General features: G+C 69.9%; 15 protein-coding genes and 1 pseudogene. 13 read left to right on the top strand and 3 right to left on the bottom strand.

What is annotated here, in order from left to right:
• Positions 1-21 precede the first annotated feature (21 nt).
• From Pmi06nite_RS25215 to Pmi06nite_RS42095, 6 genes and pseudogenes are all read left to right on the top strand, one after another.
• On the top strand, positions 22-594 hold the full coding sequence (locus tag Pmi06nite_RS25215) for a YceD family protein (RefSeq protein WP_203955591.1): 573 nt from the start codon (positions 22-24) through the stop codon (positions 592-594).
• 1 nt (position 595) lies between these two features.
• Positions 596-775, top strand: coding sequence for a 50S ribosomal protein L32 (gene rpmF / locus Pmi06nite_RS25210; RefSeq protein WP_203945887.1), 180 nt, complete (start codon positions 596-598; stop codon positions 773-775).
• A gap of 328 nt (positions 776-1,103) precedes the next feature.
• Positions 1,104-1,766 (top strand): annotated as a pseudogene (rnc, locus tag Pmi06nite_RS25205) (ribonuclease III); the annotation flags it as partial.
• A gap of 65 nt (positions 1,767-1,831) precedes the next feature.
• Positions 1,832-2,764 (top strand): bifunctional DNA-formamidopyrimidine glycosylase/DNA-(apurinic or apyrimidinic site) lyase, encoded by a 933-nt coding sequence (gene mutM / locus Pmi06nite_RS25200; RefSeq protein ID WP_203955590.1) that lies wholly within the window; start codon positions 1,832-1,834, stop codon positions 2,762-2,764.
• A gap of 46 nt (positions 2,765-2,810) precedes the next feature.
• On the top strand, positions 2,811-3,080 hold the full coding sequence (locus Pmi06nite_RS25195; RefSeq protein WP_239114193.1) for an acylphosphatase: 270 nt from the start codon (positions 2,811-2,813) through the stop codon (positions 3,078-3,080).
• Between the two features lie 190 nt (positions 3,081-3,270).
• Positions 3,271-3,465, top strand: a complete 195-nt coding sequence (locus Pmi06nite_RS42095; protein WP_239095011.1) for a hypothetical protein — start codon at positions 3,271-3,273, stop codon at positions 3,463-3,465.
• A 52-nt stretch (positions 3,466-3,517) separates the two neighbouring features.
• On the opposite strand, the gene Pmi06nite_RS25190 is transcribed toward Pmi06nite_RS42095, so the two are convergent.
• Positions 3,518-3,685 carry a hypothetical protein gene (locus Pmi06nite_RS25190; RefSeq protein ID WP_203955588.1) on the bottom strand — a complete coding sequence of 56 codons (168 nt, stop codon included), beginning with the start codon at positions 3,683-3,685 and terminating at the stop codon, positions 3,518-3,520.
• A gap of 174 nt (positions 3,686-3,859) precedes the next feature.
• Here Pmi06nite_RS25190 and Pmi06nite_RS25185 point away from each other — a divergent pair, with 174 nt between their 5' ends.
• Together Pmi06nite_RS25185 and ftsY are read left to right on the top strand one after the other, a co-directional pair.
• Positions 3,860-7,570 (top strand): chromosome segregation SMC family protein, encoded by a 3,711-nt coding sequence (locus tag Pmi06nite_RS25185; protein WP_203955587.1) that lies wholly within the window; start codon positions 3,860-3,862, stop codon positions 7,568-7,570.
• A gap of 179 nt (positions 7,571-7,749) precedes the next feature.
• The gene (gene ftsY, locus Pmi06nite_RS25180) at positions 7,750-8,925 is read left to right on the top strand and encodes a signal recognition particle-docking protein FtsY (protein WP_203955586.1); all 1,176 of its coding nucleotides are present in this window, start codon (positions 7,750-7,752) and stop codon (positions 8,923-8,925) included.
• Between the two features lie 48 nt (positions 8,926-8,973).
• Here ftsY and Pmi06nite_RS25175 read toward each other — a convergent pair whose 3' ends face one another.
• A complete protein-coding gene (locus Pmi06nite_RS25175; RefSeq protein WP_203955585.1) occupies positions 8,974-10,044 on the bottom strand; it encodes a PLP-dependent cysteine synthase family protein in 1,071 nt (356 codons plus the stop codon).
• Positions 10,045-10,306: 262 nt separating this feature from the next.
• On the opposite strand from Pmi06nite_RS25175, the gene Pmi06nite_RS25170 reads away from it, so the two are divergent.
• Positions 10,307-10,903, top strand: coding sequence for a sigma-70 family RNA polymerase sigma factor (locus Pmi06nite_RS25170; RefSeq protein WP_203955584.1), 597 nt, complete (start codon positions 10,307-10,309; stop codon positions 10,901-10,903).
• A 71-nt stretch (positions 10,904-10,974) separates the two neighbouring features.
• On the opposite strand, the gene Pmi06nite_RS25165 is transcribed toward Pmi06nite_RS25170, so the two are convergent.
• A complete protein-coding gene (locus Pmi06nite_RS25165; RefSeq protein WP_203955583.1) occupies positions 10,975-11,811 on the bottom strand; it encodes an EamA family transporter in 837 nt (278 codons plus the stop codon).
• 68 nt (positions 11,812-11,879) lie between these two features.
• Between Pmi06nite_RS25165 and Pmi06nite_RS25160 the strand changes: the two genes are divergently transcribed.
• From Pmi06nite_RS25160 to Pmi06nite_RS25145, 4 genes are all read left to right on the top strand, one after another.
• Complete coding sequence (locus Pmi06nite_RS25160; protein ID WP_203955582.1) at positions 11,880-12,458, top strand: helix-turn-helix domain-containing protein; 579 nt, start codon at positions 11,880-11,882, stop codon at positions 12,456-12,458.
• A 142-nt stretch (positions 12,459-12,600) separates the two neighbouring features.
• Positions 12,601-12,906: a hypothetical protein gene (locus Pmi06nite_RS25155; RefSeq protein WP_203955581.1), complete on the top strand. Its 306-nt coding sequence runs from the start codon at positions 12,601-12,603 to the stop codon at positions 12,904-12,906.
• 33 nt (positions 12,907-12,939) lie between these two features.
• Complete coding sequence (locus Pmi06nite_RS25150; protein WP_203955580.1) at positions 12,940-13,755, top strand: polysaccharide deacetylase family protein; 816 nt, start codon at positions 12,940-12,942, stop codon at positions 13,753-13,755.
• A complete protein-coding gene (locus Pmi06nite_RS25145; protein WP_203955579.1) occupies positions 13,752-15,266 on the top strand; it encodes a helicase HerA-like domain-containing protein in 1,515 nt (504 codons plus the stop codon). The genes Pmi06nite_RS25150 and Pmi06nite_RS25145 overlap by 4 nt, the downstream gene beginning before the upstream one ends.
• Positions 15,267-15,286 lie beyond the last annotated feature (20 nt).

Raw genomic sequence — 15,286 nt, 5'->3', positions numbered from 1 at the left:
CCATGCCTAAACGAGAGCAGGATGACTCAGCGCACCCTCGACCCCCGAGCCCCTTGGGTGATCTCCACCCATGATCTGGGACGACGACCGGGGTCGATGCGCAAGATGACCCCCGTTCTCCCGGCGCCGGTGGATCTCGCAGTCGGAATGATCGGCGTTCCCAAGGACGCCGACGTCGAGCTGGACATCCGGCTCGAGGCGGTGATGGAGGGCGTGCTCGTCACGGGCACGGCGCGGGCTCCACTCCACGGAGAATGCTCACGCTGTCTGGACCCGTTGACCTCGGAGATCGAGGTCGACTTTCAGGAGCTCTTCTACTACTCGGCGGATGACGCGCTTCCTGGAGGCGCGGGGGGAGAGGACGACCTCTTCCTCGATGGTGAGTTGCTCGATCTCGAGCCGGTATTCCGTGACGCGGTGGTGCTCGCACTGCCGCTGAGCCCGGTCTGCAGTGATGACTGCGCCGGACTCTGCACAGAGTGCGGGGTCAAGCTGGCGGAGGCCGGCCCTGACCACGGTCACGAGAAACTCGATTCACGCTGGGCGTCGCTGCAGGGTTTGGTTGTGGACAACAAAGACGATCAGGAGGGTTGACGTGGCCGTCCCCAAGCGGAAGATGTCGCGGAGCAACACCCGCTCCCGCAGGGCCCAGTGGAAGGCCGCCGCGGTGTCACTCGTGAGCTGCCCCCAGTGCCGTTCACCGAAGCGCCCGCACGTGGCGTGCCCCACATGTGGCACCTACAACCGCCGTCAGGTCATCGAGCCGTCGGCCTGATCGCGCTCTGAGCGGATCGGAACGCCGGCCGGATCGTCAAACGACCCGGCCGGCGTTACCTTGCTTAGAGGCGCGTGCGGTGGCGGTTGGAGCGAAAGACCGGCATTAACGTGCCCGCGGCCGTGGTGGACGCCGGGGCCCCCGACTTCGGTGGCCCGGCGTCCACCACGCCTTCGGGCCTCACATCGATCCCATCTGCCTCCGTGCTCGGCCTTGCCATGCATGAGTCAGGAGGAGAGAAGTGGCTTCAGCATCGGGAAAACCGGTGGCCGTAGAGGTCGCCAGGGAAGAGCTTTACCAGGTCATCGAGGTGCGGCTCAGCACCCCGATCCTCGAGCGGGCGCTGACCCACCGCTCCTACGCCTACGAGAACGGCGGCCTGCCCACCAACGAGCGCCTGGAGTTCCTCGGCGACTCGGTGCTGGGCCTGGTGGTCACCGACACCCTCTACCGGGGCCACCCCGACCTGCCGGAAGGGCAGCTCGCGAAGCTGCGCGCCGCCGTCGTGAACATGCGGGCCCTCGCCGACGTGGCGCGGACCCTCGGTCTCGGCAAGTACCTTCGCCTCGGGCGGGGGGAGGAGGGCACCGGCGGGCGTGACAAGTCGTCGATCCTGGCCGACACCCTGGAGGCCCTGATCGGCACGGTCTACGTCGACAAGGGCCTGGACGAGGCGTTCCGCGTCGTCCACCTGCTGTTCGACCCGCTGATCACGCGGTCGGCGTCGCTGGGCGCGGGCCTCGACTGGAAGACCTCGCTGCAGGAGCTGACCGCCGCCGAGATGCTCGGCGTCCCGGAGTACCACGTCGACGAGAGCGGGCCCGACCACGCCAAGTCGTTCGTGGCGGCGGTGCGCGTCGGCGGCCAGCAGTACGGCACGGGCGCGGGCCGCAGCAAGAAAGAGGCCGAGCAGCAGGCGGCGGAGGCGGCCTGGACGGCGATCCGCGCGCTCAGGGACGCTCGCGAGGGCGCGGGGCTCGGCCGAGCCTGACGGCTCGCCGCAGATCGTCGCCCGGGACCGAACGGAGCCCGGGACCGGCACGAGGTAGGAGCAGGATGCCCGAACTGCCCGAGGTGGAAGTCGTCCGGCGCGGCCTGGAGCGCTGGGTGGCCGGCCGTACGATCGCGTCGGTGGAGGTCCTGCATCCCCGCGCGGTCCGGCGGAACGCGGGAGAGCTGCCCGATCAGCTCAAAGGCCGGACCGTGCTCTCGGCCGAACGCCGCGGCAAGTATCTGTGGCTGCCGCTGCACGACGGCCCGGCGGAGCGACACCTGGTCGCGGGGGATGACGCCCCTGAGCCGCCCGTCGCCCCTGAGCCCCCTGTGGCGGCGGAGGCGCTGCTGGCGCATCTCGGCATGAGCGGCCAGTTGCTCGTGGTGGACCCCCTCGCGCCGGTGGAGAAACACCTGCGCGTACGGCTCTGCTTCGCCGACGGCGGCCCCGACCTGCGGTTCGTGGACCAGCGCACATTCGGCCACGTCCTGGTCGCCCCGATGGTCCAGCGGTCGCCGAGGCCCGTTCCCGAGCCGATCACGCACATCGCCGCCGATCCCCTCGAGAGCGCCTTCGACGACGCGGAGTTCGCGACCCGGCTGCGGCACCGCCGTACCGGGATCAAGAGGGCCCTGCTCGACCAGTCGCTGATCAGCGGGGTCGGCAACATCTACGCGGACGAGGCGTTGTGGCGCGCACGGCTGCACTGGGCACGTCCGACGGAGACGCTCTCCCGCCCCGTGATCGCGGAGTTGTTGTCGGCGGTCCGCGAGGTCATGGCCGAGGCGCTCGGCCAGGGCGGCACGTCCTTCGACAGCCTGTACGTGAACGTCAACGGTGAGAGCGGCTACTTCGACCGGTCACTCGCCGTGTACGGCAGGCGGGACGAGCCGTGCCCCCGATGCGGGACGCCCGTCCGGCGGGAGGCGTTCATGAACAGGTCGTCGTACAGCTGCCCGAAGTGCCAGCCGACACCGAGAAACGCCAGGTCATGACGGTCCCCCGGCGGCCGGCTCCCAGGACCGGCCAGATACTGTGAACGTGGTCAGGTTGACGGCGTGGGTCCGGGGCCGAGTGCAGGGAGTCGGCTTCCGATGGTGGACCCGGGCCAGAGCACTTGAGCTCGGCCTGGTGGGCTGGGCGGCGAATCTCGCCGACGGCAGGGTCGAGGTCGTGGCCGAAGGGCCCCGGGAATCGTGCGAGAGACTTCTCGGGCTGTTGCGCGGGGCCGACACGCCAGGTCAGGTGGAGGGGGTGGTGGAGCGCTGGAGCGACGCCAAGGGAAGTATGGCGGGGTTTGTAGAGCGATAGGGCTTCCCTCAAACCACCCAAATGCGGTATATTTACCTACCGAGAGTGCCCACCGGCAGATCTGTCCGGAGCGTTCAACTTGACCGCCTCCATTGCCGGTGCGACTCTTGAGAGGAACCACGCGCACCCCTCCCGCGGCAATAGAAGTGCGCGAACCAGTCTGGTCACTCAGCGTGGAGGACCCTTTACTATGGCGAAGGCTCTACTCGGCCACGTCGGCGGTCCTGACCCTCGAATGGTCTCGGAAATGCGCCGTCTCCAGCAGCGCATCCGGGATCTGGAGGCAGAACTCACCCGGCTCCAGGCACAGAACGACGCGCTAGCAGCGCAAACTCGTGACGAAACCCTGGTCCGGCTGCAGGATCGCGAGCCGGCTCTCACTTGAGAGACCGGCCACAGGAAGGATTGTCAGGGGCGCCCCGCAAAGGCGTCCCTTGTCATTTGCGGAAACCGTCCGACCGCCATTCAGGCGTCGGCAAATTGTCTGTAATGTCCTTTGCTGTACTGGTCGATAGCTCGTTTGGCGATTCGTTATCGAACGCCAGTGCCTGGTGAATGGCCCCGGTCATCGTCGTCGCGGGGTCATCGGCGATCAGGACGGGCATTTCCCGAGACATCCGGCGGCCCGGCCGTACGCATGGCGGGTCTTCGGGAGGGCAGTATGGCCCGATGTCGGGGACCGCGTCACCGGAACCGGTGTCATGGGGTCTATCCGACGTCCCGCGCCTGCCCGGGCCGGTAGTCTTCCCCGATAAGTCTGGCGTCTGGGAGGGGGCCGTGTGTATCTGAAGACGCTCACCCTGCGCGGCTTCAAATCCTTCGCCTCCGCGACGTCCCTGCGTTTCGAGCCCGGTATCACGTGTGTGGTCGGCCCCAACGGCTCGGGCAAGTCCAACGTCGTCGACGCCCTCGCGTGGGTCATGGGCGAGCACAGCGCCAAGTCGCTGCGCGGCGGCAAGATGGAGGACGTGATCTTCGCGGGCACCTCGAGCCGCCCGCCGCTCGGCCGGGCCGAGGTGACGCTGACCATCGACAACTCCGATGGCGCCCTGCCGATCGACTACACCGAGGTGACGATCAGCCGGCTGATGTTCCGGTCCGGGCAGAGTGAATACGCCATCAACGGCGACACCTGCCGCCTCCTCGACATCCAGGAACTCCTGTCCGACTCCGGCATCGGCCGCGAGATGCACGTCATCGTCGGCCAGGGCCAGCTCGACCAGGTGCTCCACGCTGGCCCGGAGGAGCGCCGCGCGTTCATCGAGGAGGCCGCCGGCGTCCTCAAGCACCGCAAGCGCAAGGAGAAGGCGCTTCGCAAGCTCGACGCGATGCAGGCCAACCTCACCCGGGTGCAGGACCTCGCCACCGAGTTGCGCCGCCAGCTCAAACCGCTGGGACGGCAGGCGGAGATCGCCCGGAAGGCGGCCGTCATCCAGGCCGACCTGCGCGACGCGCGCCTGCGCCTGCTCGCCGACGACGTGGTGAATCTGCGCGAGGTCCTGCAGCGGGAGGCCGCGGACGAGGCGGCCGTCCTGGCCCGGCGCACCCAGGTCGAGACCGATCTGGCGAACGGCCAGCGGCGGGAGGCCGAGCTGGAGGCGGCGGAGAACGACGCCCAGCCCCGGCTCAAGGCCGTACAGGAGACCTTCTACCGCCTGTCGGCGCTCAGGGAGAGGCTCCGCGGCGTCGAGAGCCTCGCGGTCGAGCGGGGACGGCACGCCGCGGACGCCGCCTCGATCGAGCGCCGCGGCCGTGACCCCGAGGATCTCGAGCGGGAGGCCGCCGAGATCCGGGAGCAGGAACAGACGCTGTCCGACGAGCTCGACGAGGCACGCGACCGGCTGGAAGCCGCCGTGGAGATCCGTGCGGAGGCCGAGGAGGCGCTGGCCTCGGAGGAGCGACGTCTGTCCTCCGCCGCCCGTGCCGCCGCCGACCGGCGTGAGGCGCTCGCCAGGCTCCGCGGCCAGGTGGAGTCCGCCAGGAGCCGTGCCCGCGCAGCGAGTGACGAGATCGGCCGCCTGACCAAGGCGGTGGAGGACGCCCACCACCGGGCCGAGCGGGCGCAGGCCGACTGCGACGCGCACGAGCTCGGCGAGCCAGCCGCGGACCCGGAGCTCCTCGCCGAGTTCGAAGCGGCCCAGGAGGGCGTCGACCTCGCCAGGGCCGCCGTCGAGGCGGCGCGGGGCGTGGCCGAACACGCCGAAACCGCCGTGGCGCAGGTCAAGGCCGCCGCCTCCTCGCCCCGTGAGGCGCTCGGCGCCGCCAAGTCCGCCGTCGGTACGGCACGGGCCGCCGACCAGGAGTCGCAGCGAGCCCTCGCCGCGCTCCGGGCACGGCGTGAGGCGCTGGAGATGAGCCTCGCCGGAGGTGTCGACGGGGCGGCCGCGCTGCTCGGCGCGGACCTTCCCGGCGTCCTCGGCCCGATCGCCACCATGCTCGCCGTCCGGCCGGGGGCCGAGGCGGCCGTCGCCGCGGTCCTGATGGCCGACGCCGTCACCGTCGACTCCCTGAACGCCGCTGTGGCCGCCCTTGAGCACCTGCGCGTCGCCGACGGAGGCCGCACGGCGCTGCTGATCGCCGCCGACGGCCAGGCCGCCCCGGCGCGACCCGCCGTCGACGGCGGGGAATGGGCCGCCGATCTGGTCACCGTGCCGGAGGCGCTGAGGGGCACCGTCGACGTGCTGCTGTCGGACGTGGTCGTCGTCGACGATCTCGCTTCGGCGCGGAAGGTCGTGGACGCCGATCCGGGCCTGCGAGCCGTCACCCGCTCGGGAGACGTCCTCGGGGCGCACTCGGCGCACGGCGGTTCCGGCAGTGTGGCGTCGCCGCTTCAGGTCCGGGCCGCGCTCGACGAGGCCGCCGCGGACCTGGCCGCCGCCGAGACGGCGGCGGAGGCGCACGCGCTGGCGCTGGAAGAGGCCGTGGCGGCCGAGGGGCAGGCCCAGCTGGCGGTCGACGCGTCCCAGGCACGCGTCGCCGAGGCGCAGAACGACGTCACCATGGCGCAGAACGGCATCAACAGCGCGCAGACCGGGCTGAACGCGGCCCAGTCCGTGCTCGACCGGCTGCGGAGCCGCCAGCGGGACGCCGACCAGAAGGCGGCGACCGCCGCCAGGGAACTCGCCCGGCTCGAGGCCGCCGTCAAGGCCGCCCAGGACGAGGCCGCCCGGCTGGCGAAAGCCGTACAGGACGGGGAAGAGGCCCGCGAGCTGGCCCAGGCGGCGGTCGTCGAGCTGGAGGAGCAGCTGGCCGAGGCGGAGTACGCCCAGGAGCTGGAGGCCGAGCCGACCACCGACACGCGTGACGAGCTCGCGGCGGCCGTCGGGGTGACGCGCCAGGCCGAGATGGAGGCCAGGCTCACCGTCCGGACCTCCGAGGAACGCGTCAGGGGCATCGCCGGCCGCGCCGACGGTCTGATGCGCGCCGCCCGCCGGGAACGTGACGACCGTGCGCGTGCGGCGGCCCAGCGAGAGCGACGCCGCAGGCAGGCCGAAGTCGCCGCCGGTGTCGTCGGCGCGGCGCAGATCGCCCTGAAGGCGCTGGACGCCTCACTCACGCGGGCCGCGGACGAGCGTGACGAGGCGGAGCGGGCGCGCGGCGAGATCGACGCGGAGCTCAAGGCGATACGGCTCCGCGTCCGTGCGCTCAGCTCGGAGCTGGACACGCTGGTCAACCGTGCCCACGGCAGCGAGATGGCCAGGACGGAACAGCGCCTGCGGCTCGAGCAGATGGAACAGCGGGCCCTCGAGGAGTACGGCGTCGAGCTGGAACCGCTGATCTCCGAGTACGGCCCGGCCGTCCCGGTGCCCGGCGACCCTCCGGTGCCGTACGTCCGGGAGGAGCAGGAGAAGCGGGCCAGAGCCGCCGACAAGCAGATGACCCAGCTGGGCAAGGTCAACCCGCTCGCCCTGGAGGAGTTCGCCGCGTTGGAAGAGCGGCACGCCTTCCTCACCTCGCAGCTCGAAGACCTCAAGAAGACCCGCAGGGATCTCCTGCTCGTCGTCAAGGAGGTCGACGACAGGGTCGAGCAGGTCTTCTCCGCGGCCTACGAGGACGTGGCCCGGGAGTTCTCCCAGATCTTCGAGCGGGTCTTCCCCGGCGGCGAGGGCCGCCTGCTGCTGACCGACCCGTCCGACATGCTCACCACGGGAGTCGAGGTCGAGGCCCGCCCGCCCGGCAAGAAGGTCAAGCGGCTGTCGCTGCTGTCCGGCGGCGAGCGGTCGCTGACCGCCGTGGCGTTCCTCATCTCGATCTTCAAGGCCCGTCCGTCGCCCTTCTACGTGATGGACGAGGTCGAGGCCGCGCTGGACGACACCAACACCCAGCGTCTGCTGACCCTCTTCGAGGAACTGCGCCAGAGTTCGCAGCTCATCGTCATCACCCACCAGAAGCGGACGATGGAGATCGCCGACGCGCTGTACGGCGTCTCCATGCGAGGAGACGGCGTCACCCAGGTGGTGAGCCAGCGCCTGCGCGAGCACGCGGGTTGACCGGCCTCGCCTCCGGCGAGGCGGGCTCGGGGCGCCTTTTTTGGCGTCGTCTTCCCTCGTCACTCGGGGTCGCTCGTTCCTCGCTCCCCACTCGCTCCTCAGTCCAGACAACGCCGCGCCCCTCGCGGGATGGGCTTCGGTGACCGGAGCAGTGCGGTGTGTCTGGGAAACTGCATCTTGTGGATGGTTACCTCGGCGTCATCGTGATCGTGGCCGTCGTCGCCGTGCTGGCGGTCGGTGGCCTGTTCCTACTCTTCCGGCCCAAGGCCAAGGACCGCCCCACGGTGGAGGCGCCTCCGGCGCCGCGCGCCCCGGGCGTCGAAGAGCCGCAAGGCGGCGGCCTCGGCGAACAAGAAGGCGGCCTGACCACGACGTTGCCGCCTCCGGCCCCCGCCGAGGAGCTCGTCAAGGCACCGGAGATCGAGGTCCCGCCGCCGTCCGCAGGCCGGATGGTGCGGCTGCGCGGACGCCTGGCCCGTTCGCAGAGCGCGTTCGGCAAGGGCCTGCTCGAGCTGCTCTCGCGTGACCGGCTCGACGACGAGGTCTGGGACGAGATCGAGGAGAACCTGATCACCGCCGACGTCGGTGTGGCCCCGACCCGGGCCATCGTCGAGGACCTCCGTACGAAGGTGAAGGTCCTCGGCACCCGCACGCCGAGCGAGGTCCGGGCGATGTTGCGCGAGGAGCTTCTCACCCAGATCGCTCCTGAGCTCGACCGCACCCTGCACGTCCGCCCGCACGGCGAACGCCCTGCTGTGGTCCTGGTCGTCGGGGTCAACGGCACAGGTAAGACCACCACGTCGGGCAAGCTCGCCCGGGTGCTGATCGGCGATGGGAACAAGGTCGTCCTCGGGGCGGCGGACACGTTCCGCGCCGCGGCGGCGGACCAGCTCCAGACCTGGGGCGACCGGGTGGGGGCGACCGTGGTCCGCGGACCGGAGGGCGGTGACCCGGCGTCCGTCGCGTTCGACGCCGTGGCCAAGGGCTTCGAGGACCACGTCGACACCGTCATCGTCGACACCGCCGGGCGTCTGCACACCAAGACCGGCCTGATGGACGAGCTCGGCAAGGTCAAGCGAGTGATCGAGAAGCGGGCGCTGGTCGACGAGGTGCTGCTGGTCCTCGACGCGACCACGGGCCAGAACGGCATGCGCCAGGCTCAGGTGTTCGCCGAGGTGGTCAACATCACGGGCATCGCGCTGACCAAGCTCGACGGCACCGCCAAGGGCGGCATCGTGATCTCGGTCCAGCGTGAGCTGGGCGTCCCCGTCAAGCTCGTGGGGCTCGGCGAGGGCCCCGACGATCTGGCCCCGTTCGACCCCGAGGTGTTCGTCGACGCGATCCTCGGCGACTGACGAAGACCCTCGCCGCGGGGCCCGGGCCGGCCCCGCGGTCGTTCGGGGTCAGCTCAGCAGGGACCTGCGGAAGTCGGCGAGGTGGGGCTCGATGTCGATGCCCCTGTCGGCGAGCCACCGGTCGTTCCCGTAGGTGTCGCGGTAGCGCTCGCCGCCGTCGCAGATCAACGTGACGACGCTGCCCCGCTCACCCCGGGCGCGCATCTCCTTGACGATCTCCATGGACGCCGCGACATTGGTGCCGGTCGAGCCGCCGACGTCGCGGCGTGTGACCTCTTTCACCCAGTGCATGGCGGCGACGGACACGGCGTCGGGCACGTGGGTCATCCGGTCGATGACCGTGGGCAGGAACGACGGCTCGACGCGGGGCCGTCCGATTCCCTCGATCCGGGACCCGGGGCCCGTGAGATCGTCTCCCGAGATCCACGACGGGAAGAACGCCGAGCCTTCCGGGTCGGCGACGCACAGGCGGGTCGAGTGGCGGCGATACCTGATGTAGCGGCCGATCGTCGCGGACGTGCCCCCGGTGCCCGCTCCCACCACGATCCACGCCGGCTCCGAGTGCCGTTCATGGGACATCTGCTGGAAGATGCTCTCGGCGATGTTGTTGTTGCCCCGCCAGTCGGTGGCCCGCTCGGCGTAGGTGAACTGGTCCATGTAGTGGCCGCCGGTCTCCTCGGCGAGCCTCCGGGACTCCTCGTAGATCGCCCCGGGGTCGGAGACGAGGTGGCACTTGCCGCCGTAGAACTCGATGATCTCCCGCTTCTCCGGCGACGTGGTGGCCGGCATCACGGCGATGAACGGCAGGCCCAGTAGCCGCGCGAAGTAGGCCTCGCTGACCGCGGTCGATCCGCTGGACGCCTCGATGACCGTCGTCGTGGGCCCGATCCACCCGTTGGCCAGGCCGTACAGGAAAAGAGAACGGGCGAGCCGATGTTTGAGTGAACCGGTCGGGTGTACGGACTCGTCTTTCAAGTAGAGGTCCACACCCCAGTGAGAGGGGAGGGGGAACACATGCAGGTGCGTGTCACAACTGCGGTTCGCGTCGGCTTCCACGGCCAGGATGGCGTCGGCGGCCCATGCTCTAATGCCGGGATCATGCCGGTCCACGTGTTTCATGCCGATACTCTAGCGAGTGAGGTTTGCCACACTTTACGCCGGATTGAGGCTGGAGTGTTACGCTACTGAGATTCGTCCGGCCCGCACGTGACCTGCCCGTGCCGGGCACCCAGCCTGAGCGACCCCGCTGAACAGGTAAAACATTTAACACCGTGCTTACGGTTCGCCTGGGACGATGGCTCGGGACCGCAAATGAACCAGGCCTACTCGCATGGGTCAATGCCGGACGGGTAACGGGGGAGAAGTTCCGTAGGGGGAAGAGATGATCTCGATGACTGAAGAGCAGCGACACGCGTGGTTCGAGCGCGACGTCGTCCCGGTTACCGGTCAGCTCTACGCGTCCGCCATGCGGCTCACCCGTAACCCGGCCGACGCGGAGGACCTGGTCCAGGAGACCGTGGCGAAGGCGTACACCTCCTACCACCAGTTCCGCGAGGGCACGAACCTCAAGGCGTGGCTGCACCGGATCCTGACCAACAACTTCATCAACGACTACCGGAAGAAGCAGCGCTCGCCGAAGCTCTCCACGGCCGAGGACATCGAGGACTGGCAGCTCGCCGCCGCCGAGTCCCACACCTCGACCGGCCTGCGCTCGGCGGAGAACGAGGCTCTCGACCAGTTGCCCGACAGCGTCGTGATGGACGCCCTGCGGTCCCTCCCCGAGGAGTTCCGCATGGCCGTCTACCTCGCCGACGTCGAGGGGTTCGCCTACAAGGAGATCGCCGACCGGATGGGAACCCCCATCGGAACGGTGATGTCCCGGCTCCACCGCGGGCGCCGGCAGCTTCGCGGGATGCTCGAGGGCTACGCGCGTGAAGAGGGCGTGGTCCGCGTCCCCGAGCCCGCCGTAGCCGCCTGAGATCGTCTACCTCCTCCGCGGTCCCCTGGTACGGCTGTCGCGTCGCGGCAGCCGTACCGGCATGTCCGGGGTCAGGACGCGGCGATGAGGGCGACGGCGCCCAGGGCGAAGCCGACCCCGGTGATCTGCACCGGGCTCAGCCGCTCGCCGAGCACGTATCGCGCCAGCAGCAGGGTGCTCGCGGGGTAGAGCGACACCAGGACGGCGATCAGGCTCAGCAGGCCGCGCTGTGCGGCGAAGAGATAGAGCACGTTGGCGGCCATGTCGAGCAGCCCGGCGGCGATGGTCACCGTCAGCGTCCCCGGGATGGGGCGGAGACTTCTGCGCGTCGCGACCGCGAGCAGCGCGACCAGCGTGATCGACGCGATGCGGGCGCCGAGGAGCGGCCAGACCCCGGCGTCCTCCGGAGCCAGCTTCAGCAGGATGAAGAAGCCGCCGAACCCGGCGCCGGAAGCGAGGGCGTTGAGGATCGAGCCGGCCCGGGATCCGGCGGCGGGGTCGTTCGGGGACCGGCTGACCAGGGTCACCGCGAACAGGCCGAGGAGCACGCCCACGAGGGCCGGAATGGACGGGCGCTCGCCGGTTATCAGGCCGAACAGCACCGGCACCGCCATCGAGGCGATGGCGGTGGTGGGGGCGACCACCGACATCACGCCGGTGGCCAGGCCTCGGTAGAACATCACGATTCCGACGGCGCCGGCCACGCCCGACGCCATTCCCCACAGCAGGGCCGCGGGACTCAGGGTCCCCGGCAGGAAGGCGAGCAGCGCCGCGATCAGCAACAACCCCCCGAGCTGGGAGAACACGACGACCGCGAGCACGCGCGAGCGCCTGGTGGCGAGACCTCCGAAGAAGTCGGCCGTCCCGAAGATCACCGCGCACGCCGTCGCCAGTGCAGCCGCTGTCACCTGATCGCCTCTCAACGGACATTTCAATAGTGCAATGGATTGTATATGTGAATCACTAGACTGTACTCATGCCGGATCCGGAGACCCTCGCCGCGGCCATCGCGGCCAATGTCCGCGGCCAGCGCGCGCACCGCGGCATGACGCTCGACGAGCTCGCCGCGCGGTCGAACGTCAGCCGCGGCATGCTCATCCAGATAGAACAGGGCAGGACCAACCCCAGCGTGAACACCCTCAGCCGGATCGGCGACGCGCTCGGCGTGACCGTGGGACGGCTGGTCGAGGTTTCCGACACCCCCGTCGTGCGCGTCGTCCACGCGTCCGAGGTGGTCACGTTCGAGCACAGTGGGGGCGGCTCCGCGCGGCTGCTCGTCGGCACCGACGCCCCCGCGATCCTCGAGCTGTGGGACTGGCACCTCGGCCCGGGTGAGCTGCACGACGGTGACGCGCACCCCGCCGGGACCCGCGAGATGATCACGGTCATCGAGGGCGAGCTCACTCTCAGCCTGTACGGCAAGAGCCACATCGTGGGGAAGGACGAAGCGGTCGTCTTCAGTGCCGACCGGCCCCACCGCTACGCGAACGAGGGCGGCGTCCCGCTCCGGTTCGTCATGGTGGTCACCGAACCCGCTGAACGGCTTGATGACTGACGGGTACGCCTGCGCGGTAACGCTCCGGAGTCTCATGATTACACCATGAGTGTGCGAGGGCCGGCTCAAGGTTGGGTACATCCCTTTTTGTGTTGCTCTCTTCGGCAACGGATCGTGAGTGTCCGGCAGCGGGTGGTGGCGGGTGAGTGAGTCGCAGGCCGCGCTGGAGAAACTCCGCGCGGAGCTCGCCGTGCTCGGGGTTCCCGACGCGTACGAGATCGGTGACGACGTGACCCTCTCGGTGTGGATCGGCCTGGTCGTCAGCTTCCGGGAGGGTCTTTACCGTTGGCGGGAGGGTGCCGTGAAATGCCGGCACCTGGGTACGGACCCTGTCGGATGCGCCATCCGGGTCGCCCGGCGATATGCCGAGCTCAAGGCACACGAGCCGCCCTGGTGGGAAGACCTGGCCAAGGTTCTCCGGGGGGAAGGGGTCAAGGGGCATCCGTAGCTTCCGCACCCCCCGAGCTCTCCGGGGGGTCGTATGCGGATCGGATTGGTGCTGCTGTCGTTGATCCTTGCCGCAGGATGTGGTGAGGCCAGGTCGTCCGCGGTCCCGAGTCCGTCCTCGAAGTCGCACCACGCGTTCCGCGTGGGCGGCCAGTTCGACGCCCAGGTCTTCGGCAGCAGGCTGGCGGCCCGGCAGCACGGCTGGCCCGGCCCGCGGATGCCGGTGGCCCCGCCACCCCGGAACATCGACTGCCGTCAGCTGAAATGCGTGGCGCTGACCTTCGACGACGGGCCGGGAGACAACACGGGCCACGTGCTGGACACCCTGGCCGCCCACCGTGCCCGTGCCACGTTCTTCATGCTGGGCCAGATGGTCACCGACGGCACCCGCGACTTCGTCAGGCGGATGGTCTCCGAGGGGCACGAGCTGGGCAACCACTCGTGGGACCACCCCTCGCTCGTGGGGCTGTCGGAAGGGGCGCTCCGGCGTGAGCTCCAGCGCACGCAGGACGTGATCCAGCAGGTCGCCGGCGTCCGGATGCGGGTGATGCGCCCGCCGTACGGGTCGACCAACCACGAGGTGGAGGCGATGGCGAAGCAGGAGGGACTCGCCCAGATCATGTGGGACCTGGACACCCTCGACTGGCGGGACCGCAACGCCGGACTCGTGGCCAAGCGCTCCGGCGAGGCCAAACCAGGCGACATCGTGCTGATGCACGACATCCACCCCACGACCGTCGAGGCGCTCCCGCGTCTCCTCGACGAGTTGGACCGGAAGAAGTTCACGTACGTGACGGTCTCCGAGCTCATCGGCAGCCTCACTCCCGGAAAGGCGTACCACAACGGATGAAGGGCTACGACTTCCCGGGACCGGCGCTGGAACTGGGCGCGCTGGTGAAGGACGACGGCACGGCCGATCCTTCGTCGCCGATCCGGATCCCTCTCGCGATGATGAACCGGCATGGGCTGGTCGCCGGGGCGACCGGTACGGGCAAGACCAAGACGCTCCAGCTCATGGCCGAGCAGTTGTCCGCACAGGGCGTGCCGGTCTTCCTCGCCGACGTCAAGGGCGACCTGTCGGGGATGGCCTCGCCGGGCGTCCCCTCCGACCGCACCGCGCAGAGGGCGGCCGAGGTGGGCCAGTCCTGGTCGGGGCGGGCCTGCCCCGTGGAGTTCTTCTCCCTGGGAGGCATGGGAGAAGGCATCCCGCTGCGCGCCACCATGACGGCCTTCGGGCCCACCCTGCTCTCCAAGGTTCTCGGGCTCAACGAGACGCAGGAGTCGTCACTCGGGCTGGTCTTCTACTTCGCCGACAAGCACGGCATGCCACTGCTCGACCTGAAGGACCTCGTCGCGATCATCACGTACCTGACCGAGACGCCCGAGGTGCTGAAGGGCATCGGCGGCCTGTCGTCGGCGACGGCGGGCGTCATCCTGCGCGCCGTGGTCAACTTCCAGGCGCAGGGCGCGGACGCGTTCTTCGGCGAGCCGGAGTTCGACGCCCGCGATCTGCTGCGACAGGCGCCGGACGGCCGGGGCGTCGTCTCCATCCTGGAACTGCCTGCCGTACAGGACCGGCCGCGGTTGTTCTCCACGTTCCTGATGTGGCTGCTCGCGGACCTGTTCGAGGCGCTGCCCGAGGTGGGCGACCCGGACAAGCCCAAACTCGTGTTCTTCTTCGACGAGGCCCACCTGCTGTTCAGCGACGCCTCCAAGGCGTTCCTGGAGTCGATCACACAGACCGTGCGGCTGATCCGCTCGAAGGGCGTCGGCGTCTTCCTCGTCACCCAGACGCCCAAGGACGTGCCGGCCGACGTGCTGGCCCAGCTCGGCGCCCGGGTGCAGCACGCCCTGCGGGCGTTCACGCCGCAGGACGCCAAGGCGTTGAAGGCCACCGTCTCGACCTTTCCCGAGTCGGCGTACGACCTGCAGCGGCTGCTCACGGAGCTCGGCATCGGGGAGGCGGTCGTCACCGTGCTCTCGGAGACGGGGGCCCCCACACCGGTCGCCTGGACCCGCCTGTGCGCCCCGCAGTCGCTGATGGCGCCCTCGGACCCGGCCGTGGTCGGTGGAGTCGTCGCGGCCTCCCCGCTCCTCGCCAAGTACGGCACGGCGATCGACCGCGAGTCGGCCTACGAGATGCTCAGCGCCCGCCTGGCCGCGCCCACGTCCACGTCCACCTCCACCGACACGTACGGCGCGCCTCCACGGGAGCCTGAGTCGCGGCGGCACGAGGAGAAGTCGGTGCTGGAGGGAGTTCTCGGTTCGTCGGCCTTCAAGTCGCTCGCCCGCTCCGCCGCGTCGGCGCTCGGCAGGGAGATCACCCGCTCGATCTTCGGCACCGCGAGACGGCGGCGCTGACCGCCTGCCGCCTCCGCCCC

This window comes from Planotetraspora mira, assembly GCF_016863275.1.
Classification (GTDB): domain Bacteria; phylum Actinomycetota; class Actinomycetes; order Streptosporangiales; family Streptosporangiaceae; genus Planotetraspora; species Planotetraspora mira.
Note: the sequence above shows the minus strand (reverse complement) of the source record. Positions and strands in the feature narration are given on the sequence as shown.